This is a genomic window from Cupriavidus oxalaticus, from assembly GCF_038900635.1.
Taxonomy (GTDB): Bacteria; Pseudomonadota; Gammaproteobacteria; order Burkholderiales; family Burkholderiaceae; genus Cupriavidus; species Cupriavidus oxalaticus_B.
In genome coordinates this window covers 554,006-580,532 of sequence record NZ_JAYMRX010000001.1, presented here as the reverse complement: position 1 = coordinate 580,532, position 26,527 = coordinate 554,006, and the positions used below count along the sequence as shown (strand labels likewise).

General features: G+C 67.8%; 28 protein-coding genes and 1 riboswitch. Of the genes, 14 read left to right on the top strand and 14 right to left on the bottom strand.

What is annotated here, in order from left to right:
• Window positions 1–129 precede the first annotated feature (129 nt).
• On the top strand, window positions 130–1,200 hold the full coding sequence (locus VSR71_RS02720) for a lytic transglycosylase domain-containing protein (protein ID WP_342912386.1): 1,071 nt from the start codon (window positions 130–132) through the stop codon (window positions 1,198–1,200).
• 104 nt (window positions 1,201–1,304) lie between these two features.
• Here VSR71_RS02720 and VSR71_RS02715 read toward each other — a convergent pair whose 3' ends face one another.
• From VSR71_RS02715 to VSR71_RS02660, 12 genes are all read right to left on the bottom strand, one after another.
• Window positions 1,305–2,486 (bottom strand): pyridoxal phosphate-dependent aminotransferase, encoded by a 1,182-nt coding sequence (locus VSR71_RS02715; RefSeq protein WP_342912385.1) that lies wholly within the window; start codon window positions 2,484–2,486, stop codon window positions 1,305–1,307.
• Between the two features lie 120 nt (window positions 2,487–2,606).
• Window positions 2,607–3,146: a transcription antitermination factor NusB gene (nusB, locus tag VSR71_RS02710; RefSeq protein ID WP_342912384.1), complete on the bottom strand. Its 540-nt coding sequence runs from the start codon at window positions 3,144–3,146 to the stop codon at window positions 2,607–2,609.
• Window positions 3,139–3,636, bottom strand: a complete 498-nt coding sequence (ribH, locus tag VSR71_RS02705; protein WP_029045447.1) for a 6,7-dimethyl-8-ribityllumazine synthase — start codon at window positions 3,634–3,636, stop codon at window positions 3,139–3,141. The genes nusB and ribH overlap by 8 nt, the downstream gene beginning before the upstream one ends.
• Window positions 3,637–3,719: 83 nt before the next feature.
• Window positions 3,720–4,829: a bifunctional 3,4-dihydroxy-2-butanone-4-phosphate synthase/GTP cyclohydrolase II gene (gene ribBA, locus VSR71_RS02700; RefSeq protein WP_342912383.1), complete on the bottom strand. Its 1,110-nt coding sequence runs from the start codon at window positions 4,827–4,829 to the stop codon at window positions 3,720–3,722.
• A 222-nt stretch (window positions 4,830–5,051) separates the two neighbouring features.
• Entirely contained in the window at window positions 5,052–5,672 is a 621-nt protein-coding gene (locus VSR71_RS02695; protein ID WP_342912674.1) for a riboflavin synthase, read from the bottom strand.
• A 38-nt stretch (window positions 5,673–5,710) separates the two neighbouring features.
• Window positions 5,711–6,826, bottom strand: a complete 1,116-nt coding sequence (ribD, locus tag VSR71_RS02690; RefSeq protein ID WP_342912382.1) for a bifunctional diaminohydroxyphosphoribosylaminopyrimidine deaminase/5-amino-6-(5-phosphoribosylamino)uracil reductase RibD — start codon at window positions 6,824–6,826, stop codon at window positions 5,711–5,713.
• A gap of 63 nt (window positions 6,827–6,889) precedes the next feature.
• A complete protein-coding gene (locus VSR71_RS02685) occupies window positions 6,890–7,426 on the bottom strand; it encodes a GspH/FimT family pseudopilin (protein ID WP_342912381.1) in 537 nt (178 codons plus the stop codon).
• 1 nt (window position 7,427) lies between these two features.
• Complete coding sequence (locus VSR71_RS02680) at window positions 7,428–7,862, bottom strand: prepilin-type N-terminal cleavage/methylation domain-containing protein (protein ID WP_342912380.1); 435 nt, start codon at window positions 7,860–7,862, stop codon at window positions 7,428–7,430.
• Window positions 7,859–9,664, bottom strand: coding sequence for a pilus assembly protein PilY (locus VSR71_RS02675; RefSeq protein WP_342912379.1), 1,806 nt, complete (start codon window positions 9,662–9,664; stop codon window positions 7,859–7,861). Before VSR71_RS02675 ends, VSR71_RS02680 begins: the two co-directional genes overlap by 4 nt.
• Complete coding sequence (locus tag VSR71_RS02670; protein WP_342912378.1) at window positions 9,661–10,218, bottom strand: pilus assembly protein; 558 nt, start codon at window positions 10,216–10,218, stop codon at window positions 9,661–9,663. Before VSR71_RS02670 ends, VSR71_RS02675 begins: the two co-directional genes overlap by 4 nt.
• 11 nt (window positions 10,219–10,229) lie before the next feature.
• Window positions 10,230–11,132, bottom strand: coding sequence for a PilW family protein (locus tag VSR71_RS02665; protein WP_342912377.1), 903 nt, complete (start codon window positions 11,130–11,132; stop codon window positions 10,230–10,232).
• Window positions 11,129–11,425: a hypothetical protein gene (locus VSR71_RS02660; RefSeq protein ID WP_342912376.1), complete on the bottom strand. Its 297-nt coding sequence runs from the start codon at window positions 11,423–11,425 to the stop codon at window positions 11,129–11,131. The genes VSR71_RS02665 and VSR71_RS02660 overlap by 4 nt, the downstream gene beginning before the upstream one ends.
• 429 nt (window positions 11,426–11,854) lie before the next feature.
• On the opposite strand from VSR71_RS02660, the gene VSR71_RS02655 reads away from it, so the two are divergent.
• From VSR71_RS02655 to VSR71_RS02630, 6 genes are read left to right on the top strand one after another with little or no spacing between them, the layout of a single operon-like run.
• Window positions 11,855–12,490: a GspH/FimT family pseudopilin gene (locus VSR71_RS02655; RefSeq protein ID WP_342912375.1), complete on the top strand. Its 636-nt coding sequence runs from the start codon at window positions 11,855–11,857 to the stop codon at window positions 12,488–12,490.
• Window positions 12,481–13,074 (top strand): type IV pilus modification protein PilV, encoded by a 594-nt coding sequence (gene pilV / locus VSR71_RS02650; RefSeq protein WP_342912374.1) that lies wholly within the window; start codon window positions 12,481–12,483, stop codon window positions 13,072–13,074. Before VSR71_RS02655 ends, pilV begins: the two co-directional genes overlap by 10 nt.
• On the top strand, window positions 13,047–13,871 hold the full coding sequence (locus tag VSR71_RS02645; RefSeq protein WP_342912373.1) for a PilW family protein: 825 nt from the start codon (window positions 13,047–13,049) through the stop codon (window positions 13,869–13,871). The genes pilV and VSR71_RS02645 overlap by 28 nt, the downstream gene beginning before the upstream one ends.
• 11 nt (window positions 13,872–13,882) lie before the next feature.
• The gene (locus VSR71_RS02640) at window positions 13,883–14,497 is read left to right on the top strand and encodes a pilus assembly protein (protein WP_342912372.1); all 615 of its coding nucleotides are present in this window, start codon (window positions 13,883–13,885) and stop codon (window positions 14,495–14,497) included.
• A 41-nt stretch (window positions 14,498–14,538) separates the two neighbouring features.
• Window positions 14,539–18,093 (top strand): pilus assembly protein, encoded by a 3,555-nt coding sequence (locus VSR71_RS02635; protein ID WP_342912371.1) that lies wholly within the window; start codon window positions 14,539–14,541, stop codon window positions 18,091–18,093.
• Window positions 18,090–18,557: a type IV pilin protein gene (locus tag VSR71_RS02630; protein ID WP_342912370.1), complete on the top strand. Its 468-nt coding sequence runs from the start codon at window positions 18,090–18,092 to the stop codon at window positions 18,555–18,557. Before VSR71_RS02635 ends, VSR71_RS02630 begins: the two co-directional genes overlap by 4 nt.
• Window positions 18,558–18,573: 16 nt before the next feature.
• On the opposite strand, the gene nrdR is transcribed toward VSR71_RS02630, so the two are convergent.
• A complete protein-coding gene (gene nrdR, locus VSR71_RS02625) occupies window positions 18,574–19,038 on the bottom strand; it encodes a transcriptional regulator NrdR (RefSeq protein ID WP_133092423.1) in 465 nt (154 codons plus the stop codon).
• 157 nt (window positions 19,039–19,195) lie between these two features.
• Window positions 19,196–20,443 carry a serine hydroxymethyltransferase gene (glyA, locus tag VSR71_RS02620; protein WP_342912369.1) on the bottom strand — a complete coding sequence of 416 codons (1,248 nt, stop codon included), beginning with the start codon at window positions 20,441–20,443 and terminating at the stop codon, window positions 19,196–19,198.
• A gap of 133 nt (window positions 20,444–20,576) precedes the next feature.
• Window positions 20,577–20,678: riboswitch (ZMP/ZTP riboswitch) on the bottom strand.
• Window positions 20,679–20,832: 154 nt separating this feature from the next.
• Between glyA and ybgC the strand changes: the two genes are divergently transcribed.
• From ybgC to ybgF, 7 genes are all read left to right on the top strand, one after another.
• Window positions 20,833–21,237, top strand: a complete 405-nt coding sequence (ybgC, locus tag VSR71_RS02615) for a tol-pal system-associated acyl-CoA thioesterase (protein WP_029045460.1) — start codon at window positions 20,833–20,835, stop codon at window positions 21,235–21,237.
• Window positions 21,234–21,917 carry a protein TolQ gene (gene tolQ / locus VSR71_RS02610; protein WP_195427295.1) on the top strand — a complete coding sequence of 228 codons (684 nt, stop codon included), beginning with the start codon at window positions 21,234–21,236 and terminating at the stop codon, window positions 21,915–21,917. The genes ybgC and tolQ overlap by 4 nt, the downstream gene beginning before the upstream one ends.
• A gap of 62 nt (window positions 21,918–21,979) precedes the next feature.
• Window positions 21,980–22,423, top strand: coding sequence for a protein TolR (gene tolR / locus VSR71_RS02605; RefSeq protein ID WP_029045462.1), 444 nt, complete (start codon window positions 21,980–21,982; stop codon window positions 22,421–22,423).
• Window positions 22,424–22,492: 69 nt separating this feature from the next.
• Window positions 22,493–23,551: a cell envelope integrity protein TolA gene (gene tolA / locus VSR71_RS02600; RefSeq protein WP_342912368.1), complete on the top strand. Its 1,059-nt coding sequence runs from the start codon at window positions 22,493–22,495 to the stop codon at window positions 23,549–23,551.
• A gap of 206 nt (window positions 23,552–23,757) precedes the next feature.
• Window positions 23,758–25,110, top strand: coding sequence for a Tol-Pal system beta propeller repeat protein TolB (tolB, locus tag VSR71_RS02595; protein WP_342912367.1), 1,353 nt, complete (start codon window positions 23,758–23,760; stop codon window positions 25,108–25,110).
• A 15-nt stretch (window positions 25,111–25,125) separates the two neighbouring features.
• Window positions 25,126–25,629 carry a peptidoglycan-associated lipoprotein Pal gene (gene pal / locus VSR71_RS02590; protein ID WP_342912366.1) on the top strand — a complete coding sequence of 168 codons (504 nt, stop codon included), beginning with the start codon at window positions 25,126–25,128 and terminating at the stop codon, window positions 25,627–25,629.
• An 18-nt stretch (window positions 25,630–25,647) separates the two neighbouring features.
• Window positions 25,648–26,406 (top strand): tol-pal system protein YbgF, encoded by a 759-nt coding sequence (gene ybgF / locus VSR71_RS02585; RefSeq protein ID WP_342912365.1) that lies wholly within the window; start codon window positions 25,648–25,650, stop codon window positions 26,404–26,406.
• Window positions 26,407–26,527: the final 121 nt, after the last annotated feature.

Genomic DNA, 26,527 nt, shown 5'->3' with positions numbered 1-26,527 from the left:
CATGGGGAGCGCCTGCCAACAGATGCTTGGCTGTCACTGCTAGACGGCGCGGCATCCTTACTTGAGTACGTTGAGATCGGACGTATGCCGCAGTCTGGCATGCGAAGCGGGCAACGGATGGAGGTAAGCATGAGCGGTTGGAAAACCCTTCATCTTCCCGGTATCGGACGCGCCTTGCAGGTTCGCCTCCGACAGCCGGTACCCGGAGTGAGTCGGGCATTGCAGGTCCGTCTCGCGCATCCGGTCGCGGGCCGCGCCTTGCGCGGTGGCCGCACAACGCTGAAATACGCGCTGAACAGCCTTGGCGTGGTCGCGGTCGTCTCGGCCGTGTCGCTGTGGCTGAGCCAGGAATGGCGCACCACGCTGGCGGCACTGCTGGCTGGGGACCAGGCACCGGCGGTGCTGGTCGCCGCCGCCATGCCGACGCCGGAAGCCACGCCGGCCGTGGCCAGCGCAGCCGTGCCGGCCCTGTCGGCGGACGCCGCGGCTGCTCGTCTGGCACGCGGCAAGGGCGGCCTGCCGACGGTTTCGGGCGTGGACGAATATGGCCTGGCGGCGAACGCCAAGGTGCCGTCGGTCGCGCACCTGGCCGAGCGGATCCCGGTCACGCGCGTGGCGGCGGATGCCCGCAACACCGCCACGCTCGGCACCGCGCGCGAGCAGGCGGCCGTGGCCGACTATATCGCCCGCAAGTACCGCGTGGCGGCGCAGGCCACCGCGCAACTGGTCAAGGCAGCCTACCTGACCGGCCGCGAGGTCGGTATCGACCCGCTGCTGATCCTGGGCGTGATCGCGATCGAGTCCAGCTTCAACCCGTACGCCGAGAGCGGCGTGGGCGCGCAGGGCCTGATGCAGGTCATGACCAAGGTCCACCAGGACAAGTACGAGGCCGTGGGCGGCGTCGCCGCGGCGCTGAACCCGTACGCCAATATCAAGATCGGTGCGCTGGTGCTGAAGGACTGCATCGCCCGCGCCGGCTCGATCGAGGGCGGCCTGAAGTACTACGTCGGCGCCACCACGGCGACCGATGGCGGCTACGGCGCCAAGGTGCTGGCCGAGCGTGCCCGCCTGCGCCAGCTGATCGGCGTGCGCGCGGCGCCGGCCGACAACGGCAAGGCGGGTGGCAGCGGCAAGGCACCGGCCGAGCATGCCGCGCCGACCGAGAAGCTGGAAGCCAACAACGGCTCGAACAACGCCTGAGGCTTGCGACTGGTCGCCAATTGAAAAAGCACCCTGCGGGGTGCTTTTTTCTTTGCCTGGCGCCTCTTGGCGCCTTTTGGCGCCTTTTGGTGCCTCCTGGCGGCTCAGCGGAACAGCCTGGCCAGCCGGGTCATCGCTTCTTCGATGTTCTCGCGCGAGGTCGCATACGAGATGCGGATGTAGTCGCTGGCGGTATGCGGCCCGAAATCCTGCCCCGGCACCATCACCACGCCTGCATCGTGCAACATTGCCTGCGTCAGCCGGTCGGCGTCGCCGGCGGCCGGGTGGTTGACGCCGCGGCAGTCGGCATAGACGTAGAAGGCGCCGTCCGGGCGCACCGGCACGCGCAGGCCCAGCCCCTCCAGCGCCGGCACGATCAGGTCGCGGCGGCGGCGGAACTCGGCCTTGCGCTCGTCGTAGATGGCCAGCGCCTCGGGGGTGAAGCAGGCGAGCGCAGCATACTGCGCCACGGCGGAGGCGCAGATAAAGAGGTTCTGGGCGACCTTTTCGAAGGCCTCGACCAGCGCGTCCGGCACCACCAGCCAGCCCAGCCGCCAGCCGGTCATGTTGAAGTACTTGGAGAAGCTGTTCACCGTGACCACGTTGTCGTCCAGGCTCAGCGCCGAGACCGGCGCCGCGTCGTACGACAGGCCCTGGTAGATCTCGTCGACGATGGCGAAGCCGTTGCGTGCGCGCACCGCCTGCAGGATGCGGCCGAGCTCGTCGGGCAGGATCGAGGTGCCGGTCGGGTTGGACGGCGTGGCCAGCAGCACGCCGCGGGTCTGCTCGCTCCAGTTGGCCTCGACCTGCGCGGCGGTGAGCTGGAAGCGCTCCGCCGGGCCGCTCGGGATCATGCGCGCAGCGCCGTCGAAGGCGGCGACGAAGTGGCGGTTGCACGGGTAGCTGGGATCGGGCATCAGCACTTCGGCGCCAATTTCGACCAGCACCGCGCACGCCAGCAGCAGCGCGCCGGAAGCGCCCGCCGTGACGATCACCCGGCGTGCCGGGAGGTCCAGGCCGTAGGCCGTCTTGTAATAGCCGGCGATGGCCTCGCGCAGCGGATGGATGCCGAGCGCACCAGTGTATTGGGTGACGCCGCGGCGCATCGCTGCCTCGGCCGCGCGCACCACCGGCTCGGCGGCGGTGAAGTCCGGTTCGCCGATGCCCATGTGCACGATATGGCGGCCGACGCGCTCAAGCTCGGCGGCCTGCTTGGCCAGTTCCATCACGTGGAAGGCATTGATATTGGCGACGCGGGCGGCGGTGGCAAGACGTTGCATGTCCATGGCGATTGGGAGAGGCGGGCGGAGCCCGTTCAGCAAAAAAGCATACGTATAAACGAAAACACCCGCCGCGGCGGGTGTTCGTCAGGTCCTGGCCGGCGCGGAAGCCAGCCGGCGATTGCCTTAGCGGCGCGCCGCGACCTCGGCCGCGCGCACCTGGGCGGCGAGCTTGTCCAGCACGCCGTTGACGTACTTGTAGCCTTCGACGCCGCCGAAGGTCTTGGTCAGCTCGACCGCTTCGTTGATGACGACCTTGTACGGGATGTCGACGCAGTGCACCAGCTCGTAGCTGCCGACCAGCAGTGCGGCGCGCTCCACCGGCGACAGCTCGTCCACGGTGCGGTCCAGGAACGGCTCGAACGCGGCGGTCAGGCGGGCCTCTTCACGCACGGCGCCATTGAGCAGCGCGTCGAAGTGCTCGCGGTCGGCCTTGTTGAAGCCTTGCGCGTCATGCAGGTGGGCCTGGATCGCGCCGATGTCGTTGCGGTTCAGCAGCCATTGGTACAGGCCCTGCAGCGCCAGCTCGCGCGAGCGGCGGCGCGCGCTCTTGGGCGGCGCCTTGGCTTCGGTGCGGGCCGCGGGCTTGTTGCCGGCGTTATTGCCGGCGGACTTGCCGCCGTCATTGCCGCCCGCATTGTCGGGGGCGTTGGACGTATCACTCATCATCGTCCTCATCGTCTTCCTGGCCGCGCAGCGAGTCCAGCGCATCGACCAGGTTGGCCATCTCCACCGCGGCGCGGGCGCAGTCGCGGCCCTTTTCGCGGGTGCGGGCATGGGCCTGCTCGTCAGTATCGACGGTCAGGATGCCGTTGGCGACCGGCACGTTGAAATCCAGGCCGACGCGGGTGATGCCGGCGCCGGATTCGTTCGAGACCAGCTCGAAGTGGTACGTCTCGCCGCGCACCACGGCGCCGAGCGCGACCAGCGCGTCGAACTGGCCGCTCTCGGCCATCTTCTGCAGCGCCAGCGGCACTTCCAGCGCGCCGGGCACGGTCACCACCAGGGTGTCCTCGCCTTCGACGCCAAGCTTTTCCAGCTCGGCCACGCAGGCTTCGAGCAGTTCGGCGCAGACCGGCTCGTTGAAGCGGGCTTGCACGATGCCGATACGCAGGCCTTCACCGTCGAGGTTGCTGGGGTAGAAGCCGTGATCCATTGTTCAGTTCTCCAGTTTTCGGGGCGGCCGCGGCGGCTTGGCGCCGCGGCCGGGGTATTGGGGGAAGCTTAGTCCGGGAAGGCTCAGTCGGCCTGGCCGTTCATGGGCTGGTAGCCCGTCACTTCCAGGTCGAAGCCGGTCATGCTGGGCATGCGCTGCCTGGCGGCCAGCACGCGCATCTTGCCGACGCCGACATCCTTCAGGATCTGCGCGCCCATGCCATAGGTGCGCAGGTCCGGCTTGCGGCGGGGGCGGGTCTGCGGTGCGTCGAGGGCCGTGAACTGCGTGAACAGCTGCTCGACGGTGTCGCCGCAGTTCAGCAGCACGATCACGCCGCTGTCGGCCTGGTCGATGGCCTGCATCGCCGCCGGGATGCTCCACGAATGCGTTGTCGACTTCACTTCCAGCAGGTCCAGCACGGAGAAGGGCTCATGCACGCGCACCAGCGTTTCCTTGTCCGGCGTCGGCGTGCCGCGCACCAGTGCCAGGTGAGCCTGGCCGGTCGGCTTGTCGCGGTAGGCGATGCTGTGGAAGGTGCCGTACGGCGTCTGCATGTCGCGTTCGCCGACCCGCTCGATGATGCTCTCGGTGCGGCTGCGGTAGTGGATCAGGTCGGCAATGGTGCCGATCTTCAGGTCATGTTCCCGGGCGAATTCGATCAGGTCGGGCAGGCGTGCCATGGTGCCATCGTCCTTCATGATCTCGCAGATCACGGCGGCGGGCGTCAGGCCGGCCAGGGCACCCAGGTCGCAACCGGCCTCGGTATGGCCGGCGCGGATCAGCACGCCGCCGGGCTGGGCCGTCAGCGGGAAGATATGACCGGGCTGGACCAGGTCGGCCGGCTTGGCGTCGCGGGCCACTGCGGCCTGCACGGTGCGGGCGCGGTCGGCGGCCGAGATGCCGGTGGTCACGCCTTCGGCGGCCTCGATCGACACCGTGAAGTTGGTGCCGTGCTGGGTGCCGTTGCGGGTGACCATGGGGTGCAGGTCCAGCTGGCGGCAGCGCTCGGCAGTCAGCGTCAGGCAGATCAGGCCGCGGCCGTGCTTGGCCATGAAGTTGATCGCTTCCGGAGTGACGAAGTCGGCAGCCAGCACCAGGTCGCCTTCATTCTCGCGGTCTTCCTCGTCAACAAGGATGACCATGCGGCCGGCACGGATGTCGGCAATGATGTCTTCGGTACGGGCGATTGTCATGGCGTGCAGGACGGCAAATTGAGGCGAAACGAGCGAAATGCCGCGAATAAGGCGGACGGGAACGGTGGCCGCGTCGGAAGGCGGCCGGACTGAGGCGGGGCGTCGGGCCTGGCCCGCCAGGGCATATACGCCCGGCAGGATGCCCAGTCAAGCCGGGTATTGTACGCCAAGGCAGGCGGTGCGGGCGGCCGCGCGGCGGGAAAGTGCGACGGCGGCGCGAGCCTACTTGCCGGCGTCAGCGGCTGACAGCATCCGCTCCACGTAGCGCGCGATCAGGTCGATTTCCAGGTTCACGCGGGCGCCGGGCTTGAGTTCCTGCAGCGTGGTGACCTCGACCGTGTGCGGGATCAGGTTGATCGAGAACACGCAGCCGTCGGCTTCATCGCTGACGCGGTTGACCGTCAGCGAGACACCGTTGACCACCACCGAGCCCTTGTAGGCCAGGTAGCGGGCCAGTTCGCGCGGCGCGCGGATGCGCAGTTCATGCGATTCGCCGACGGGGGCGAAATGCAACACTTCGCCCAGCCCGTCGACGTGCCCGGAGACCAGGTGGCCGCCGAGGCGATCGGCCAGCCGCAGCGCCTTCTCCAGGTTGACGCGGCCGGCGTGCTCCAGTCCGACGGTCTTGTCGAGCGACTCGCGCGAGACCTCGACGTCGAAGCTGTCCGCGCCCATGGCGATCACCGTCATGCAGGCGCCCTGGATCGCGATGCTGTCGCCGATGATCACATCGGACAGGTCCAGGCCGCCGGCGGCAATATGCAGGCGCACGCCGGCATCGGCGGCACCCAGCGGGGTTACGGTTTCGATGCGGCCGACGGCCGCGACAATGCCTGTGAACATGGTGGTGTCTTCTGTCTTGGTCAATCTGGGTTTGCCGGTCACGCGTCGTTGCGGCGCGCGATCAGCCGCAGGTCGTCGCCGATCTGCCGGATTTCATGCCAGCGGAACTGCGTGGCATCCTGCAGCCGCGCCAGCGGCGGCAGGTTGAACATGCCCTGCGCGTCGCCGAGCAGCTTGGGCGCCAGGTAGATCAGCAACTCGTCGGCGCAGTGTTCGCGCACCAGCGAGCCATTGAGCTTGAAGCCCGCTTCGACGTGCAATTCGTTGATGCCGCGCCGGCCCAGCTCCTGCAACATCCGGGGCAGCTCGACCTTGCCGTGCGGGTTGGGCAGGACCACCACTTCGGCGCCGCGCGCTTCCAGCGCCCGCTGGCGTTCGCGGTCTTCCACGGCGCAGAACACCAGCACCGGCTTGGCGAACTCGCCGGCGTCCGGGGTCAGGATCTTTGCGTCGAGCGGCACTTCCAGCCGCGAATCGACCAGCACCCGCTGCGGCTGGCGTGGGGTGGCGAGCGCGCGCACGGTCAGCGCCGGGTCGTCGTCGCGGACCGTGCCGATGCCAGTCAGGATCGCGCAGGCGCGCGCGCGCCAGGCATGGCCGTCGTCGCGCGCCGCCTGGCCGGTGATCCACTGGCTGGTGCCGTCATGCAGCGCGGTGCCGCCGTCCATCGACGCCGCCACCTTGACCCGCACCCACGGCAGCCCGCGCGTCATGCGCGACACGAAGCCGATGTTGAGATCGCGCGCTTCCTTTTCCAGCAGGCCGCAGCGCACGTCGATGCCGGCATCGCGCAGCCGCTGCAGGCCGCGTCCGGATACCGAGGGGTTGGGGTCTTCCATTGCCGCCACCACCCGCGCCACGCCCGCGCGCACCAGCGCGTCGGCGCATGGCGGCGTACGGCCGAAGTGGCTGCACGGCTCGAGCGTGACGTAGGCGGTGGCGCCGTCCGGATCCAGCCCGCGCGACAGCGCGTCCTTCATCGCCTGGATTTCAGCATGGTCCTGTCCGGCCGGCTGGGTGTAACCCTGGCCGATGACCTGGCCGTCCTTGACCAGCACGCAGCCGACGCGGGGATTGGGCGTGGTGGTGAACATGCCCCGCGCGGCGAGCGCGAGGGCCTGTTGCATGGCGGCGTGGTCGGTATCGGAAAACATGGCGCCTGTAGCTCGTGGCCGGTTTGCTGTGGATGGGAGGAGAGTCTGTCCGGGGTTCCAGGGTTACGGCGGCTCGGAGCCGTCCGCCGCGTCGCAATCGCTGTCGCGGCCAGGCGTGCAGAGCCGGATGCGGCCCTGGGCGCCAAGGCGCACCTGGCGCTGCGCGCCGCGGCAGCTGAGCGCGAAGGTGGCGGCCTGGAAGCCGCCTTGCTCAGACCGAGAGTATCCCACAGCTGTGAATCGCACCGTATGGCTGTCGCGGCCGGTCTGCCGCAGCGCCACGCGCAGGCAGGACGCGGCAGGCTCGACCACCGCCAGCGGCGTCGTATCCGGGCCAGGGCCGGCCAGCAGCTGCCAGCCGTGGTCCAGGCCGGGCTGCCCATCCAGCGGCTGCAGCGTCACTTCGATGCGGCGGGCCATCGCAGTGGAGCGCGCCAGCGCCAGCGACGCGGCAAGCCGGTCGGCGGCCTGGTCCACCGCCTGGCGCGCCAGCAGTGCGCTGAAGGATGGCCAGGCCATGGCGGCCAGCACCGCCAGGATGGCGAGGCAGGCCAGCAGCTCGGCCAGGCACATGCCGGCGCAGCGGGGAACGCGCGGCATCTCAGCAATCCGCCGGCAACGGGCCGGGCCGGTCGGCGTTCTCCGGCCAGGACAGCCACTGGCCGGTGCTGCGCAGGATCAGCACGCCGCACTGCCGGTCGGGCTGGTGCGGCGTGGCGCGCAGTTCGACGCAGGCATCGAGGCTTGCCGCCGGGCAGGGCGTTGCCGAAATGACATGGCGTGCCTGGCCGGTCGCGGGCACCGGGCGCGGCCAGTCGCCCGCCACGGTGTCGTCTCCCGGCTGCCGGGCGAAGCTCATGGTTCCTGCGGCGTGCCGCTCCAGCTCCAGTAGGGCAGAGGCCAGTTCGGCGCGCGCCTGGGCGCGCCAGCCGCGCCGCAGATGCTCGTGCCAGGCGGGCACGGCGAGCGAGGCCAGCAGCGCGGCGATCACCACTGCAGCCATCAGCTCGATCAGGGAGAAGCCGCGCGGACTCATGGTGCCGTCTCCTTCGCCGGCCCCGCCAGTTCGCGCCATGCGAGCCGGCCTGTGCGACGGCTTGCCACCACGTGCGCAAGGCGCGCTGCCACGCCGTTCTCCACTGCCCATAGCGCCAGTTCATGGACCTCGCGGCCGGCAGTGCCGGGCTGGGGTGTCATTCCCGGCAGTGCCTGACGGGTGAGGATCGGCGGGTCTTCGCTGATTTGCCCGGTGACGAAGGGAAGCACCGGCGCGCCGTCCGTGTTGCGGCCAACGGATTCGCCAGTGGCACCCAGCACCAGGTAGGTCCGCTGCCTGTCGTCCGGCAGCCGTGTCACGATGACGAGGTAGCCCGGCGAGGCCAGACTGACGCGCTCGACCTGTTCGTTGGCATCGGGCAGGACGAGGTGCCAACCCGCCGTTTGCGCCAAAGTGCTCTGGCCCGGTGCGGCCCGGAGGACAAAGCCGGCGCCCTGTGCGCGCACTTCGATGCTGGCGGGCTGGCTGGCGGCATGGTTGCCATCGGCTACGGCGGCTAGTTCGTTGCCGGCCGCATAGACCACCAGCGGTTGCGCCGGCGTACCCAGCACCACCGGCGGGGCCGGCTCGGCAAGGCCGGCCCCGCCGCGCAGGCGGTGCAGGCAGGTGGCCGGCGGCGCGGGCTGCTGCCGCAGGACATCGCCCAGCGCAAAACGCCACAGCTGGCCGTCATCATCAGTGGCGTACGCGGCCAGCGCAGTGCCGTCAAACGCCATGGCCACTGTCACGGCGCGCAGCGCGGCCGCCGATGGCTTGCCGTCGCAGCCTTGCTTGGCCACGCGCAGCATGCGCCATGAGGACGCCGGCGTGTCGAGCGGCAGCAGCGCGAGCCCGGGCTCCGCCGGCGCCGCCAGCAGTGCGATGGCATGCCAGCGCTGCGCCTGGCCGTCGCCCAGCGCGGCTGCGCGCACCGGCCCGATGCCGGCAAGCGGCAATTCAGGCGTGGCCGCCTGTTCCCACAGCAACCGCAATGGCAGCGCGGCGTCTGGTTCGGTGATGTCCAGTGCAAATACCCCGGCGATGCCTTCCGGCCCGCCGCGGAACGCGCACAGCAGCAGCGTGCGCCAGGCACCGCCGACGACGGCGTCGGTGCTTTCCGCGCGGGGGCAGGGATTGGGCGCGACCGGTGCCTCGGACTCGGCCATGGCGGCGGCGAACGGCAGCAGCGCGCGTGGCAGGTAGACGGCAAGCTCCTCGCCGGTGACGGCACTGAAGCCGTGCAGCTGGCCATCGACGGTGCCGAGCCATGCCATATGTGGCCGCTGTGCATGGCGCATGCGGAAGGGAGCATGGCCAGGCTGTCCCGGCTGCCACGCCGGTGGTGCGACCACCAGCACGCGTGCGCCACGCGCGCTGGCCAGTCGCGTCTCGCGCGGGCGCAGTGCGGGATTGCTATTGTCGCCGCGCAGCCAGGCCAGTTGCTGGACGTCGAGTCGCTCGCGCATGGCATCGTCCAGGTCGGGCCATTGGAGCGCCACCAGCCGCTCTGGCTGGGGCAGTGCGGCGGGCAGTGAGGTGTAGATCCTGCGCGATGCGGGCTGCCTGGCATCCAGCAATGCACCCGCTTCCCAGAGGCCCGACAGCGGCTGGTGATCAGCGTCGGTGGCGGCGAGCGAGGCTTCCCAGCCGACTGCGCGCAACCGGCCAGTCCAGGGTCTTGCTCCGGGTTCGATCTGGTAGGCGAGCGGGAGCTGGCCGGCAGCGCTGTCGTTGCTCGCCGCAGCCGCCAGGACTGGCAGCAGCGCGAGCAAAATGGCAAGGAGGGCGGCGCGTACGTTCATGGCTGCACGATGCTCTGCACGACGGCCCGTACCGCGGGCGAGCGGCCGAAGCCGACGGCGGTGATGCGCAGCCGCGGCAAGGCCGGCCGGCCTTCGTCGAGCATGGGGCCGTCGTCGAGCAACTCGGCAACGTAGCGCGGCGCCGTGTACGAACCTGCAAACGCCTCCGGCAAGGTGGCCGCCGGCACGACGGCAACGCCGCTTGCCGGCACGCCAATCGCCAGGTCAGCAGCGAGGCCATTAAGCCACGGCTGCCACACGGGCGTGCGTGCATGCGCAGTGTTGCACAGCGCTGCCTGCGCGCCGCGGCCGCATTCGCCTGGGGCGGGCCATTGGCCGAAGCGGTCGTCACTGCCGCCGGCGGCGGCGAGCAGTTCCGCCTCCGCCTCGAGCAGGGCGGCTTCTGCTGCCCGGAACGCGATCTCGCGATCGCGGCCGGCGAGCGCCAGTTGCCGGCCTGCCAGAAGCATTTGCAGCATCGCCGCTGCGGTGGCGGCGACCAGCAGCAGCATCGTCGCCGCGAACAGCAGCGTGATGCCGCCGGCCTGCGTCATGGCGTGCGGCCTCAGCATAGCGTCTCCTCGCAGCGCGGGGCGTTGCGCAGGCGGACCGTCGTGGCGAACACGCGCCGGTTGGCGCGGTGCGTGTCGACCGGTGCTGCCTGCAGGTCGGCCAGCGCATCGTCGGCGCGCGCCGTCACGGCAGCGTCACGGGGAACGCCGCGCTGCTCGCCCTGCATCGCAAGCGCGATCTGCACCGCCAGCACGCGATGCCACACGTGCGCTCCCATGGCCTGGACCTGTGCGGCAGGCAGGAACGCATCGGGCTGACGGTCGCCGTCCAGGTCCACCCCGAAGCGCAGTTGCATCGATGCGACGCCGCGGATCAGTGCCCCCGAAGTCCAGCCCTGTCCGTCGACCTGGCCATTGCGGCGGGACGGGTAGCGGCACAGCAGTTGCGGCTCACCGTCCGTGGCGGTGGCTATATAGAGCATGTTTGCCGCGACAAAATCCGAAGCGCTGCTGGCCCCCGCCATCCGTGCCGCCAGCGGATACCCGCTGCAATCGATCATCGTCTCGTCAGGCTGGCTCGGATCGCCGGGTTGCCCCTGGCCGCTGAACCGCACCAGCAGGACGTCGCTGTGAGCGACGCCGTGGCGGGTGCACGTCGGCACTTCGGCGATGGCTGGCTGCCCGCAGTCATCGGCGCCGCTGACGGCGGGCGGTGCTGACGCGTCGAGCGCGCCGGCATGCCAGCCAGCCTGGCGCAGCAGCGCAGTCAGGATGGCGAGCGCGCGTTGGCCGCGCTCTTCCAGCAGTACGCGCTCCGCCGCGCTGCGGTAGGCCGACAGTGCCACTTGCCAAGCCGCCGTGGCGACGGCGGCGACGATCAGCCCGAGCGCCAGGCCGACCATGGCTTCGGTCAGCGAAAAGCCCAGGCCATTGCGGCGCATCGGAAGCGTTCTCATGGCAGCCCCGCGCCGACGCGGTTCAGCGGTAATCCGGCTGGCCATGGCGCCAGTTCGGCCAACTCTGCCGTGCTGCGCGTGTCATGGCTGGCCTGGTCCAGCGCTCGCTGCCAGCCGAGTCCCGTCGGCCCCAGGATCACGAGCGAAGCCAGGCCGGCGGTGAAGAGCGCCAGTCCGCAGAGCGATTCGAACAGGATGTAGCCGCGAACGGTGCCACGCAGGGGAAAGCAACGAGGCAAGCAACGAGAAAGCCGACGAAGCAGGCGGCTGGACAGGGCGAAGGGATGGTGCATGGCGCGCGGCGTCAGGGCGTTTCGGGACCTCCACCGTATCCCGCCGCCGCGATGCGGTTTGTAGACGCCCGATATGAATGCGCAAAATTTGGTAAGACCGCGATGAACCGGTCGCCGGCCATCCATCACTGCGTTGTCCGCCAGCGACAAATGAGAATCATCTCCTTGCCAAGTGCTATTGACACCTCATATTGAATTCCCCACTATGGCCGGGGTATCGCTTCGGCCGGAACTTGATCCACAGTCTTCCGGCTCAGGCCCGCCGCCACGGCAGGCTGACAAAATCAAAAGAACGCAGTCGGGTGTGGCAACGGCGTGCTTCCGCAGAGAGGCACCCGTCGCCAGAACGGAATTTTCCGGGGGTCATCATGAGCAGGGTCGTTCCACGAGCTTGGCAGCAAGGCTTGCCAGTCAGCCGGTTGCGCTGACATGGGCAGTCCCATTCGCACCCGCGCAGCCGGGTGTGGAAGGCGCTCGCCGTTTGCCCGCGTGTATCGCGCGGGCATCGATGGCGTGCGCGCTCCACACGTGGCGCGCCCGCGGCCTTCGTCCGGCTTTACGCTGATTGAACTGATGGTAGTGATCGCGCTGATCGCGATCACGACTTCGATCGCCATTCCATCGTTCCAGCGCTTCCTCGAGCGCGCGCGCGCCGATGCGGCGGCGGCCGAGGTGGCTGGCCTGTTCTCGCTGGCGCGCAGCGAAGCGATTCGCCGCAACGTGCCGGTGACGATCTGCCGGGCGACCACGGCGACCAGCACCGTCTGCGCGCAGGACGCGCAGGCGGACTGGGGCGGCCGCTGGATCCTGTTCCAGGACACCAACAACGACCAGGTCCGTGCGGCCGGCGAAGAGATCATCCGCATGCGCGATGCCGGCAATGGCGGCTTGTCGGTGCTGCTGGTGGCGCCGGTGCAGGCGATCCAGGTCAGTGCGCGCGGCTTCCTGGCGGCCGACGGCGCGCTCGCCTTGCGGGTGGCACCGTCCGGATCGGATGAACGCGTGCTGAATATCTGCGTGTCGCATGCCGGGCGCGTCGACCAGAGGACGGCAGCATGCAGCTGAGCAGCCGGACCGCAGTGTGCCAGCGCGGCGCAACCCTGATCGAGGTGCTGATCACGATGGTGCTGGTCGCGATCGTGCTGATCGGCATGATGTCGCTGCAGGCGGCGTCGCTGCGCTACCGCTCCGGGGCCAGCGTGCGTTATACCATCGTCGACGCCGCCACGGACCTGTCCGAGCGCATCCGCGCCAATGCGTCCGGGCTGGCCGAAGGCGTGCCCGAAGGCACCAACGCTTACCTGGATGCCCTGGCGGTGCAGCCTCCCGCCGCGCCTGCGAAGGACTGCAGCCGGGTCACGTGCGATGGGGCGGAGTATGCCGCCTGGGACGTCTCGCAATGGTGGCGCGCGCTGTCGGCGCAACTGCCCGGCGCGGGCGTCGCGGCATGGACTTCGCCGGCGGTCGCGGCACCGGCCGGTACGGTGCCGGCCGGCTTTGTCAGCTACCGGCTGGAGCTGTACTGGAAGGATCCAGCATCGAACGTTGGCGCCGTGGATTGCTCCGCTGCGGCCAACGCCTATTTCGCCTCGCTGGCCGGGTTTGACACCAGGGGAGTCACATGCGCGACCGTCACGCTCCGGCCCTGATCCGGCGCCGCATCGCGAGCCGCGGACGCTCGCTGGTGGAAATCATGATTGCCCTGGTGCTCAGCCTGCTGCTGCTGGGGGCGATCACCGCGTTGTATCTGACCACGCAGCGCAGCACGCGCACGCAGGAAGGCTTGCGCAGCGCCGATGACGGCGCGCGCTGGGCCCTGTCGGTCATCGGCGACCAGCTGCGGCTGGCCGGGCTTGGCCGTGTCGACCTGTCGCTGCTGAGCGCGCGCCCGGTCACGTTCGATGGCGCGCCCGTGCTTGGTTGCGAAGGCGGACTCGCCGATGTCGGCACGGGCGCTTGCGTGGCACCCGCGACCGCTAACGCCGATGCGATCACGGTGCGCTACCAGCGCATCGACGGCTCGCTGGCCAGCGTCACCGACTGCAACGGGCGCGCAGTCCCGGTGGCACGCGGCATCGCCGAAAACGCCTTCTACGTGACCGGCAACACGCTGATGTGCCGCGGCTCGGATGGCGCCACCATGGCCGCGTCGCGTGCCGAGCCGATCCTCGAGAACGTCCAGGACCTGCAGCTGAGCTACGGCGTGGCGCAGGACGCCGACTCCGCCAACGTCACGCAATACCAGCCGGCCAGCGCGCTGGCGGCGGCCGACTGGAGCCGCGTGGTCAGCGTTCGCGTATGCCTGCTGGTGGCGGATCCCAGCCCGGTCAACGCGGATGTCGCCACGACTTACCGCGACTGTGCCGACAACGTGCAGAACATTGCCGACGGCCGCCTGCGCCGGCGCTTTACCAGCAGCTTTGCGCTGCGCAACCGGGTGGGATGATGAGCCAGCGCATGGACAGACAAGGGGGCAGGCCGCCGCTGCGCAGGCGCCGCGCGCGCGGCGTGGTGCTGGTGGTCGCGCTGGTGATCATCGCGGTGGTGTCGTTGCTGACCATATGGAGCATGCGCGGCAGCCTGTTCGACGAACGCCTCGCGGGCAACAACCGCGACCATCAGGTCGCGTTCCAGGCGGCGGAGCTGGGGCTGCGCTTTTGCGAGGGGGTGGTGGTCACGGGGCAGCCGGCCGCGCTGTTCAACCGCATGTACCGCAAGGACATGAGCGCGATCGTCAGCGCAGCCAGGCCGCCGGTCGACAGCAGCGGCCAGCTCAAGCTGGGCTATCTCGATGCAGACGGCCGCCAGTTCTGGGAGGTGCCGTCCAACTGGGATACCAGCGTGAACGCCGAGCCCAACACCAGCGTGATCGTCATTCCCGCCAGCGACGGTGTCACGCTGCGCGAAGCCGCCGCGGCGCCGCGCTGCTTTATCGAAGAGATCCGCAAGCCGTCCAAGGTCCGGAATCCGCAGACCGGCATGCCGATCAATATCCATTACCGGGTGACGGCGCTGGGCACCGGCATCAATCCCGGCACGCAGGTCACGCTCCAGTCGGAGGTACGGCAATGACAGGCTTCAACAGGAGGTTCCGCCAGGGCGTCGCAGCGACGATGGCTGTCGCGATCGCGCTGTTGCCGGCCGCCGGCGGCGCGGCGGTGTCGCAGCAGCCGCTGATCTTCAGCACCTCGGTGGCGCCCAACGTGATGTTCACGCTGGACGATTCCGGCTCGATGATGTTCGAGATCACGCCGGAAAGCCTGTCGCCGAACGGCACCGAATCCAGCTGGGACCTGACGCCAGACCGCGGCAACTGGCTGATCTATGCGTTCCCGTTGCCCTCGGGCGGCCGGGTCTATTCGACCGACAGCACCTACTACAAGGACACCAGCGCATCGGTCGTCAATTTCAGCAGCACCTCGCTGGCGGCGGCACGCTACCGGACCGCGGCGCTGAATGTGTCGTACTACAACCCGGACGTTACCTATGGCGTATGGTTCGATCCGACCGGCAAGCTGGCCAAGGCGTCGCCAAAGCAGGCTTACTACAACCCGATGCTGCCAAACAACGGCTCGATCGACCTGACCGCCGACAACACCGTCAAGGCGTACTGGCTGGACGACGATGGCAAGGGCTTCAGCGAAAAAAGGGTAACGTTCTATCCGGCCCTCTACTATCGGTACGACAGCACGCTCAGCGGCTGCAACGCCAGCACGTCGAGCCTGAAATGCTTCAAGCGCTATGAGATCCGGTCCGGTTCGACATTTCCGCATAACGGCAAGCGCACGGACTGCGCGTCATCGGCCAGCTGCACCTATGACGAAGAAATCCAGAACTTCGCCAACTGGTTCCAGTATTACCGCTCGCGCATCCTGGCCATGCGCGCGGCGGTCGGACAGGCCTTCGCCGGTCAGAACGAAGCCATCCGCGTAGGCTTTACCAGCATCAACGACGGTACGAGCGCGGGCTCGTCCAGCTTCGCCGGCATCCGCCGCGCCGTTGCGCCGTTCAATGCGACCAGCAAGACGCAGTTTTACCAGGACTTCTACAGCCTGGACCTCGGTGCCAATGGCACGCCGCTGCTGGGCGGCATGGACACCGTGGGCAAGTATTTCCAGAACAACGCCCAGCCGTGGGTCGAGCCGGGCGGCACCAGGGAGAGCGCCTGCCGCGCCAGTTACCACATCCTGTCCACCGACGGCTATTACAGCGACAGCACCTCGGTTGGCGATGTCGACAGCACCAAGGGCTCGAAGATCTCGCCGGTTTCGGGAACGGCCTACCAGTACCAGCCGGCCGCGCCGTACAAGGATGGCTATTCCAATACCCTTGCCGATGTCGCGATGAAGTACTGGGTCAATGACCTGCGCACCGCTGAAAACCGCGTCCCCACCAACGCGCGCGACGAAGCCTTCTGGCAGCATCTGGTCACCTTTACGCTGGGGCTGGGCGTGAAGGGTTCTCTGGAGTCCGACCCGGCCAACAAGCCGGCCAACGCCAATGCGACGCGCAGCGACGTGCTCGACGCCATCCTGGCCAAGCTGAAGGCGGGCACCATCAGCTGGCCCAAGCCGTCCGGCAGCGACCAGAACAAGATCGACGACCTCTGGCATGCCGCGGTCAACACGCGCGCCGACAACTACAGCGCGGGCGATGCCGCCGGGCTTGCCGCGGCGCTGAACAACGCGCTGACGCAGATTGCCTCGCGCAGCGGCTCGTCCTCGTCGGCGGCGACCAATTCGACCACGCTGAACACCGACACCGCGCTGTTCCTGACGCGCTTCCGCTCGGGTGCATGGACCGGCGAACTGCTGTCGCAGAGCTATAACGCCACGGACCGCGCCTTTACCGCTCTCAACTGGAATGCCTACCAGCAGATGCCCGCCGCGGCGTCGCGCAAGATCTATACGTGGTCGGCGGGTACCGCCCCGGCCGGCAAGCCGTTCCAGTGGACCAGCGACAGCGACGCCTCGCTGACCGCCGCGCAGAAGACCGCGCTGGGCGGCGACAAGGCCATCGTCGCCTACCTGCGCGGCGACACCACCCTGGAAAAGCGCAATGGCGGCAAGTACCGCGACCGTGTGACCGACAACGGCGCCGGCGGTTCGGTGTCCAACCTGCTGGGTGACATCGTCAATTCCTCGCCGATCTACGTGAGGGCCGCGGATGCCGGCTATGACTACCTGAACGGAGACGGCGGCAGCAGCTATTTCACCTTCCTCGCCAACAACCGCACCAACCGCCGCGCGATGATCTATGTGGGCGCCAACGACGGCATGCTGCACGGTTTCGACGCGCTGACCGGCGTGGAGAAGTTTGCCTACCTGCCCAACCAGGCTATCGTCGGCACCAATTCGGTCAAGGCGCTGGCCTCGCCCGACTACGTCCACCGCTTTCTTGTCGATGCCACGCCAGGCGCGGGCGACGTATTCATCCGGCGCGGCACCGAAAGCACGGCCAGCTGGCGCACGGTGCTGGTCGGGGGCATGGGCGCCGGCGGAAAGGCCATGTTTGCGCTCGACGTGACCGACCCGTCGGCCTTCGACGAAAAGAAGGTCATGTGGGAGATCGCCGCCGACAACGACAATGACATGGGCTACACCATCGGCACGCCGGTGATTGGCCGCGTCAACAACGGCAAATGGGTGGCGATCTTCGGCAACGGCTACGAGAGCAGCACGGGCAAGGCGGTGCTGTATATCGTCGACCTGGCCAACCCCTTTGCCAGCAACGGCATCCAGAAGATCTATGCCGATGCGAAGGAGACCGCTGCCAGCGGCAACAACAACGGACTGGGCAGCCCCGAAGTGGTCTACGACGATAACCTGACCATCCAGGCGGTCTATGCCGGCGACCTGAAAGGCCGGTTGTGGAAATTCGATCTCGCCGGCGACAACCCGGCGGCGTGGAGCGCCCGCATGGGCACCACGCAGGGCGCACCGCTGTTCACTGCGCAAAGCGCCGCGGGCGTGGTTCAGCCGATTACTGCCGCACCGACCGCGCTGGTCAATCCGAAGGATCCGAAGAAAGGCTTCCTGCTGACCTTCGGCACCGGCCGCTTCTATGATGCCGCCGATACCGCGGCCACCGGCTACAACTCGGTCTACGGCGTGTGGGACAACAATACCGCCGCGGCCACGCGCAGCGACCTGCGCGCGCAGACGCTGACCCTGGGCTCGACGCTCGTGGATGGGGTGTCGCGTCCCGCCCTGACGCTCAGCAGCAATACGGTCGACTACACCACACGGCGCGGCTGGTACATCGACCTGCTGACGCAGGGCGAGCGCGTGGTGGTCAAGCCGAAGACAGACGCGGAACGGCTGGTCGTCACCACGCTGACGCCATCGACCGACGAGTGCGTCGGCGGCATCAGTTCCAACCTGCTCGACTTTGCCGCGTTGACCGGCGCCGCGCTGCCGTACCCGGTGCTCGACGTCAACGGCGATGGCAAGGTCGATAGCGACGACAACATGAAGGTCAACGACAAGGTGCTGGTGATATCGGGCATCGCGCAGCAGGGCAACTTCGGCTCGACCATCTTTACCGGGGGAGGCGGCAGCAGCGACCACCTCAAGGTCGCCAGCGCCACCACGGGCGATGTCATCAGCGTGGTCGAAAAGGGCAATATCGCCCGCAACCGGCTGTCGTGGAGGCAGATTTCACAATGAACGGGTTCCATAGCCGCCGCGTCATGCCGGGCATGGGTGGCATGACGCTGATCGAGCTGATGGTCGCGGTATCGATCCTCGGCATCCTCGCCGCCATCGCCATCCCCAACTACACCGAGCACGTGCGGCGCGGCTACCGTACCGATGCGCGCGGCATGATGACCGAGGCGGCGCAGCAGCTGGAGCGCTTCCGCTCTGTCAATGGGCGCTACGACCAGGACAGCGCCGGGGCGGCGTTCGCCTTGCCGGCGGCCTTCCGCACCTCGCCGCGCGACAGCAACCGGGTGCGCTACAACCTCTCGCTGGTGGCCAATTCGCTGACGGCGAACGGCTATGTGCTGCGGGCCGTGCCGGTCGATGCGGCGGATGCCTGTGGTACCTACCTGCTGGACCAGGCCGGCACGCGGCTGAACGCGGTCGGGACGAATCCCGCTGCGTATTTACAGGACTGCTGGGAACGTTGACGGTGGGGAAGGGCGCTCAGCGCTTGCTGTTGCCCGCGGTCACTTCGGCGAGCACATCGGAGAATTCGGAAACATCCTCGAAACTCCGGTACACCGACGCAAACCGGATATACGCGATCTTGTCGAGCTTGCGCAACTCGCGCATCACCAGCTCGCCGACCTGGCTGCTGGGGATTTCCTTCTCGCCCAGCGACAGCAGTCTTTCCTCGATGCGGGTGATGGCTTCATCGATGGCTTCGGCCGAAACCGGGCGCTTGCGCAGCGCCAGGCGCATCGAGTCCTTCAGCTTGGCGCGCGCGTAGTCGACGCGCGAACCGTTTTTCTTGACGATGGCGGGAAAGAAAAGCTCGATCCGCTCATAGGTGGTGAAGCGGCGGTCGCAGGACTCGCAGCGCCGGCGCCGGCGCACGGCATCGCCGTCTTCCGACATGCGCGTGTCGAGCACCTGGGTATTGGAATGACCGCAAAAGGGGCATTTCATGCCGGACCACCTTCAGTTGAATTCCGTCGCCTGTTCCGCATCAATGATCTGCACAGGCGGGGCGGGTTGGCGAGGCCCGCAAGCCGGACCGCCTGCGTGACGTGGCAGGGCGCGGCTCGCGGGGCTGCCGGCCACCCTCGCGGGTGGCCCGGAAGCATCAGCCGTAGACCGGGAAGCGCTTGGTCAGGGCAGCCACCTGCTCGCGCACGCTGGCGATGTTGGCGGCGTCGTGCGGGTTCTCCAGCACGTCGGCGATCAGGTTGCCGACGATGCGGGCTTCTTCTTCCTTGAAGCCGCGCGTGGTCATGGCCGGCGAGCCCAGGCGGATGCCCGAGGTCACGAACGGCTTTTCCGGATCGTTCGGGATGGCGTTCTTGTTGACGGTGATGTGCGCCTCGCCCAGGATGCGCTCGGCGTCCTTGCCGGTGATGTGCTTGGCGCGCAGGTCGACCAGCATCACGTGGCTTTCGGTGCGGCCCGACACGATGCGCAGGCCGCGCGCGATCAGGGTCTCGGCCAGCACGGCGGCGTTCTTCACCACTTGCTGCTGGTATTCCTTGAACTCGGGAGTCAGCGCTTCCTTGAACGCCACCGCCTTGCCGGCGATCACGTGCATCAGCGGGCCACCCTGGATGCCGGGGAAGATCGCCGAGTTGATGGCCTTCTCATGCTCGGCCTTCATCAGGATCACGCCGCCGCGCGGGCCGCGCAGGCTCTTGTGCGTGGTCGTGGTGACGAAGTCGGCGTGCGGCACCGGGTTCGGGTAGACGCCCGCCGCGATCAGGCCGGCGTAGTGGGCCATGTCGACCATGAAGTAGGCACCGATCGACTTGGCGACGCGGCCGATGCGCTCGAAGTCGATGCGCAGCGCGAAGGCGGAGGCGCCGGCGATGATCAGCTTGGGCTTCTTCTCTTGCGCGAGCTTTTCCAGCGCGTCGTAGTCGATGTCTTCCTGCGCGTTCAGGCCGTAGCTGACCACGTTGAACCACTTGCCGCTCATGTTCAGCGCCATGCCGTGGGTCAGGTGGCCGCCTTCGGCCAGGCTCATGCCCATGATGGTGTCGCCCGGCTTGAGCACGGCGAAGTACACGCCCTGGTTGGCCTGCGAGCCCGAGTTGGGCTGCACGTTGGCGGCCTCGGCGCCGAACAGCTGCTTGACGCGGTCGATGGCCAGCTGCTCGACCATGTCGACAAACTCGCAGCCACCGTAGTAGCGCTTGCCGGGATAGCCCTCGGCGTACTTGTTGGTCAGTTGCGAACCCTGCGCGGCCATCACGGCCGGCGAGGTGTAGTTTTCGGAGGCGATCAGCTCGATGTGGTCTTCCTGGCGCTGGTTTTCCTTCTGGATGGCGGCAAAGACCTCAGGGTCGATCTGGTCGATCGTGAAACGGCTGCGTTCGAACATGGCGAGACTCGTCTGAAAAAAGGGAATCCGATTCAAGCATCGGGAGCATCGGTTAGGGCGCGCGGGGAAGGCTAGCGGCGACCGGCGCTGGCGGCACTTTGCAGCCGTCGGCGCAGGGCGCACCCTGCTTCCCATTCGCTGCCCAGGCGAGCGGCAGGCGTGTGATACAACACGCCAGAGAACTTGCGCTTCCTCGTGGTAGTGCCCACTGACTTCGCCAGTCGCGCAAGATGGAATGGTTGCGCGCAGTGTAGCGCGTAGAGTGCGCCCGCCGCAAGCCGTCAACCCGCCAGCCAAGGCTGGTCAAGGGCTGGCCAGCAACTTGCTGTTGCAAACTCGTACTGCGGGTTTACACGAAACCGCGTTCGCTCTCCGTTACAATCGCGGCCATGACAAACTTTGTCTGGACCCTGCGGGTGTACTGGGAAGACACCGATGCGGGCGGCGTAGTGTTCTACGCCAACTACCTCAAGTTCTTCGAACGGGCCCGCACCGAGTGGCTGCGTTCGCTCGGTATCGAGCAGCAGGCGCTGGCCGACGAAGCCGGCGTGGTCTTTATCGTCCGTAGCACGGCGGTGGACTACAATGCGCCCGCCCGCCTCGACGACCAGCTCGAGATTCGCACGCGCATCGACCGGGTCGGCCCGGCCTCGGTCCAGTTCACGCAGGAAGCCTGGCGTGACGAGTTGATGCTTGCATCCGGCGCCATTCGCGTCGGATGTGTCGATCGAAGCACTTTCCGTCCCGCTCCAATTCCCGCCCCCGTCCTAGCTACCATCAAGTCCGCCCGATGAATCCCGTGACCGTCACGCAAGACATGTCGATCGTAACGCTGGTGCTCCACGCCAGCCTGCTGGCACAGGCCGTCATGGCGCTGCTGCTCGTCATGTCGCTGTTTTCGTGGACCTATATCTTCCGCAAGCACCTGGCGCTGCGCTCGGCGCGCACCCAGACCGAGGGGTTCGAGCGCGACTTCTGGGCCGGCGGCGACCTGCAGGCGCTATATAACAGCGCCGTCAACAACCGCCACAACACCGGTGCGCTCGAGCGGATCTTCGAATCCGGCATGGGCGAGTTCCTGAAGGCGCGCGAGCGCGGCAACGATTCCGGCGCGCTGCTCGACGCGGCCCGACGCGCCATGCGCGCCGCCTACCAGCGCGAGATGGACGTGCTCGAGTCGCACCTGCCGTTCCTGGCCTCGGTGGGCTCGGTCAGCCCGTATATCGGCCTGTTCGGCACGGTGTGGGGGATCATGAACGCGTTCCGCGGCTTGTCGAATGTGCAGCAGGCCACGCTGGCATCGGTGGCTCCCGGCATTGCCGAAGCGCTGGTGGCCACCGCGATCGGCCTGTTCGCGGCGATCCCGGCGGTGATCGCCTATAACCGCTATGCCACCGAAATCGACCGCCTGGCGATCCGTTTCGAGAGCTTCATGGAAGAGTTCCTGAACATCCTGCAACGGCAGGCCCGCTAACCGAATTCACGACAGGGAGTCAGGGTGACCAGCCCGGGCTTGTCCTTTCCAGGAGTCCTGCAATGGCAGCCATTCAGCGCCGCGGCGGTTCGCGCCGCCGGGCAAGCGCCGACATCAACGTCGTGCCTTATATCGACGTCATGCTCGTGCTGCTGGTCATCTTCATGGTGGCAGCGCCGATCGTGAGCCCCGCCACCGTGGACCTGCCCACCGTGGCCAACGCCACGCCGCAGCAAAAGGCGCCGCCGATCGTTGTCACCGTGCACGAGAACGGCGACCTGACCGCGCGCGGCAAGGACAACGCCGGCAATGCCTTCGAGCGCAAGCTCGACAAGCAGGGCCTGCTCGATTTCGTGCACCAGCGCCAGAACGAGAACCCGGACCAGCCGGTGGTGATCGCCGCCGACCGTTCGGTGAAGTACGAAGCCGTGCTCGATGTCATGTCGGTGCTGAAGGCCGACGGCATCAAGCGCGTGGGCCTGATGGTCAAGTCCAAGACTTCCTGACGCGTTGAACCGTATTGAAGCCGCATTGATGCGCCCGACTGACAGCCATTGCGATTGCCGTTGCGCCCGATGAATACCGTCGCCGCCTATCCCTACCAGCCGGTGAAAGAGCGGGGAACCATGCGTTCCTTCACGCTCGCGCTCGTCATGCACCTGCTGCTGGGCATTGTGCTGTATTACGGCGTGCACTGGCAGAGCAGCACGCCGGTCGGCGCCGAGGCCGAGTTGTGGGAAGAGATTCCCGCCGCCACCGCGCCGCCACCGCCTCCGCGCGAGCCTGAGCCCGAGCCGGTGGTGCAGCCGCGCCCGGTGCCCGCGCCGCCGGCGCCGCAGGTGAAGAGCAAGGTCGAGGAAGACGCCGACATCGCGCTCGAGAAGAAAAAGCGCCAGGCCGAGGCTGCCGCGCGCGAGGAAGCCGAGCGCAAGGAAACGGCCCGCAAGGAGGCCGCGCGCAAGGACGAGGCACGGAAGGAAGAGGCTCGCAAGGAAGCCGAGCGTAAAGAGGCTGACCGCAAGGAAGCCGAACGCAAGGAAGCCGAACGCAAGGAAGCGCAGCGCAAGGAAGACGCGAAGAAAAAAGCCGCGCAGCAGGAGCAGGACCGCAAGGAACAGGCCGAGCGCGAGCGCAAGGAAGCCGCAGACGCCAAGGCCAAGGCCCAGGCCGACGCCAAGGCGAAGGCCCAAGCCGAGGCGAAGGCCAAGGCACAGTCCGATGCCAAGGCCAAGGCGCAGTCGGAGGCGGCTGCCAATGCACAGCGCAAGGGCGAGCTGGCGCGCCTGCAGGCGCTGGCCGGCGGCGGCGCCGGCGGTGGTGGCGTGGGCAGCACGACCGGCGCGGGCGCCGGGGGTGGCGGCAAGGCGTCGCCCGGCTATGCGGACCGCGTGCGCCGCCGGGTGAAGCCGAACATCGTGTTCACGGAAGACGTGCCGGGCAACCCGAACGCGGTGGTATCGGTGCGACTGGCGCCGGATGGCTCGCTGATGTCGGCGCGGCTGTCCAAGTCCAGCGGCAATTCGTCGTGGGACAATGCCGTGCTGCGCGCGGTCGAACGTTCCGATCCGCTGCCGCGCGACGAGGACGGCAAGGCGCCGGCCAGCTTTACCATCACCTTCCGGCCAAAGGACTGAGTGACCGGCACGCCATGATTTGCAACATAATGCAACCTTCATCGCCGGCCTTCAGTCCCATCGCTACGATGGCAGGTTGCCTGACGCAGCCGGCAGTGTGCAGACCGCACGCACGACGGGGATGCGCCATGCGCGGTCCTGCCCGTGTTGCCGTCTGCCTGATTCCTGCCGTGCCCGACGAATCTTGAAATCGACTGAGGAGCAGCATGCGAAAGATTTGGGCCCCCAACTGGCTGTCCGAGAGGCGGCAACATGCAAACCAACGAGCCGCCCGCCGGGCGGGACGCCGCGCGCTGATGGCGTGGCTGGCCGCGGCACTGACCGTGGCCGCCGGCGCCGCGCACGCGCAGCTCAACGTTGAGATCTCCGGGGTCGGCTCCAGCCAGATCCCGGTTGCCACCGCCAACTTCCAGGGCGAGGCCCAGGCCCCGCAAAACCTGACCGCGATCATCCGCGCCGACCTGGCGCGCAGCGGCCGCCTGCGCAATGTCGACCCGGGCGGCGCCACGGTGGCGGAATCCGCCAATGTCGACCTGGGCAGCTGGAAGTCGCGCGGCGCCGACGCCTTCGTCGCCGGCAGCGTGACCCCGGCCGGCGGTGGCCAGTACGAGGTGCGTTTCCGCCTGTACGACACGGTCAAGGGCCAGAGCCTGGGCGGGCTGGCCTTCACCGTCAACCAGGGCCAGCTGCGCGTGACCGCGCACAAGATCGCCGACTACATCTATGAAAAGCTGCTGGGCGAGCGCGGCGTGTTTGCCACGCGCCTGTCATATGTGTCCAAGGTGGGCGGCAAATACCAGCTGCTGATCTCAGACTCGGATGGCCAGAACTCGCAGGTGGCGCTGACCAGCAACGAGCCGATCATCTCGCCGTCATGGTCGCCGGACGGCCGCCGCGTGGCCTATGTCTCGTTCGAAGCCAAGAAGCCGGTGGTGTACGTGCACGACCTGGCCAGCGGCAAGCGCACGCTGGTGTCGAACCAGAAGGGCAACAACAGCGCGCCGTCGTGGTCGCCTGACGGCCAGCACCTGGCGCTGGCGTTGTCGCGCGATGGCAATACCCAGGTCTACCAGGTGAACGCCGACGGCTCGGGCATCCGCCGCCTGTCGCGTAGCAGCGCCATCGATACCGAGCCGCAGTACTCGCCCGATGGCCGCAGCATCTATTTCACCAGCGACCGCGGCGGTGCGCCGCAGGTCTATCGCATGCCCGCGGGCGGCGAAGAAGCCGGCGGGGCCCAACGTGTCACCTTCAAGGGCAGCTACAACGTCAGCCCGCGGGTCTCGCCGGACGGCAAGTACCTGGCGTACATCACCCGCGCGGGCGGCTTCAAGCTGCAACTGCAGGACCTGAGCAACGGCGACGTGACGTCGCTGACGGATACGGCCAACGACGAGGCCCCGAGCTTCGCCGCCAACGGCAAGTACATTCTCTATGCCACCCGCGTGGGCGGCCGCGCGGTGCTGGCGGCGGTGTCCACTGACGGGCGTACCCGGCAGGTTCTGTCCCTCCAGTCCGGCGATGTTCGCGAGCCGTCCTGGGGTCCTTTCATGCAATAACAGGAGTCATTCACTATGCCCCAACTGATGAGCAAAACCCTTGCCGTCGCCGCACTGCTGGCCCTGGGTGCCTGCAGCTCCGGCGTCAAGCTGGACGACACCGCCAACGCCGGCAAGGCCGGCACGGGTGCGGACCCGCGCGCCGTCACGCCGGTGACCGCCGCCGATCCGCTGAACGACCCGAACAGCCCGCTGGCCAAGCGCAGCGTGTACTTCGACTTCGACAGCTACACGGTCAAGTCCGACTACCAGGGCATGCTGACCGAGCACGCCAAGTACCTGGGCGGCAACAAGGGCCGCAAGATTCTGATCCAGGGCAACACCGACGAGCGTGGCACCAGCGAGTACAACCTGGCGCTGGGCCAGAAGCGCGCCGAGGCCGTGCGCCGTTCGCTGGGCTCGATGGGCGTGCCCGACGGCCAGATGGAAGCCGTGAGCCTGGGCAAGGAAAAGCCCAAGGCCACGGGCCACGATGAAGCCTCGTGGGCGGAAAACCGCCGCGCGGACATCAACTACTGATCTGCGGACTGACCCTCCATGAAAGCACGCGTTTCCACCCTGTTGTGGCTTGCTGCCGTCGCCGGCGGCGGCATGCTCCCGCTCGCGCAGGCGCAGGCCGGTGTGTTCGACGATGACGAGGCCCGCAAGGCGGTCATCGGCCTGCGCGACCAGTTCAACGGTTTCCAGGCGACCGCCACGCAGCGCATCGAGCAGAACAGCCGTACCACGCTCGACATGCAGAACCAGCTCGAGGGCATGCGCCAGGAAGTGGCGCGGCTGCGCGGCCAGAACGAAGTGCTGCAGAACACGGTGGACACGCTGCAGAAGCAGCAGAAGGACTACTACGCCGACCTCGATGCGCGCCTGAAGAAATTCGAGCCGCAACAGGTCACGGTCGAGGGCCGCGAAGGCGTGTCGCAGCCGGGCGAAAAGCCCGAATACGATGCTGCGCTCAAGCAGTTCCAGGCGGGCGACTTCAAGAGCGCCGGGAGTTCATTCTCGTCGTTCGTCAAGAAGTACCCGCAGAGCCCGTACCTGCCGCTGGCGCAGTACTGGCTCGGCAACTCGCTGTATGCGCAGCGCGACTACAAGGGGTCCACCTTCGTGCTGCAGAACATGGTCAACGCCAATCCGACGCACCCCAAGGTGCCGGACGCGATGATCGCCATTGCCAACAACCAGCTCGAGTCCGGCCAGAAGGCGGCCGCGCGCAAGACGCTGGAGCAGGTGGTGGCCAAGTATCCCGGCACCGAAGGCGCGCAGGCGGCGAGCAACCGGCTGAAGACGCTGAAGTAAGCGTCGGCGGCGGCGCGCCGCCCGCTGCTGCAAGGCTCGCTTCGGCGGGCCTTTTTCGTTTGTCGCGCTAGAATATGTCATTCGCCTGAATGTTCTTGCGCGCCGCCCCCGGTGCGCCTCC